Origin of the sequence: Mycobacterium sp. E3247, from assembly GCF_001667785.1 — a bacterium.
Taxonomy (GTDB): domain Bacteria; phylum Actinomycetota; class Actinomycetes; order Mycobacteriales; family Mycobacteriaceae; genus Mycobacterium.
Genome location: NZ_LZJG01000363.1, coordinates 1 through 749, shown reverse-complemented (window position 1 = coordinate 749; position 749 = coordinate 1). Strand labels below are relative to the sequence as shown.

Annotated in this window: 1 protein-coding gene and 1 pseudogene; one reads left to right on the top strand and one right to left on the bottom strand. The window is 70.4% G+C overall.

The features are described from left to right. Positions 1–512: TetR/AcrR family transcriptional regulator (locus tag A9X04_RS20100; protein ID WP_067924248.1), on the bottom strand; the 512-nt coding region annotated here is incomplete at its 3' end. Positions 513–655: 143 nt separating this feature from the next. On the opposite strand from A9X04_RS20100, the pseudogene A9X04_RS31635 reads away from it, so the two are divergent. Beyond that, positions 656–749 (top strand): annotated as a pseudogene (locus A9X04_RS31635) (TetR/AcrR family transcriptional regulator); the annotation flags it as partial.

Here is a 749-nt window from a genome sequence, read left to right as displayed (position 1 = left end):
AGCGCGTAGACGGCCTCGATGATGCCGTTGCGGTCGGCCCGGTGCGCGAGCTCGCCCCGGCGGTAGGCATCGTCGACGACGCCCTCGATGATCCCGCGAAACACCTGGAATTCGGCCGCGAGCCGCGAATCGCGGGTGACGGCGCCCTCGGCGCGGATCACCCACTCGAAGGCGGCCAGATCGGGATACTCGCGCATGAGCCGGCCCGATTCGTCGAGCACCGCCTCGATCCGGTCGACGGCGGTCCCCGGGCGCGCGGCGGCCGCGCGCAGCCGCGGCAACGCGACGTCGGTCCGCGCCGCTATCGCGGCGTTGATCAGCTCCGCCTTGTTCGGAAAGTAGTTGTAGAGGCTGCCGCTGGTGACGTCGGCCGCCCGGGCGATCTCGCGAATCGTGGTGCGCGAATAGCCATTCTCGGCCACACATCGCATCGCGGCGGTGATGATGCGGGCCCGGGTCTGCTCACCGTCGGCACCCACCGGCCGACCCAATTGCGGCGGCGTGACGCTCATGCGGCGGGAAGCCCGCCGCAGCTCCGTCCATCACGCACTACGCACCTCCGCGGCGAAGCCGGAACTAATCGATCACTCGATTATATTCGACCGTGTCGGGGACCGGGAGCCGGCGGACGGGACGCGCGAGTGAGGACAGCATGGTGACGCGGGCGCAACGGGGACGTCCGGTCGGCGCCAGCGGCGAGGAGACGCGGCAGCGGATCGTCGTTGCCACCATGCGCTGCGTGGCCGAAT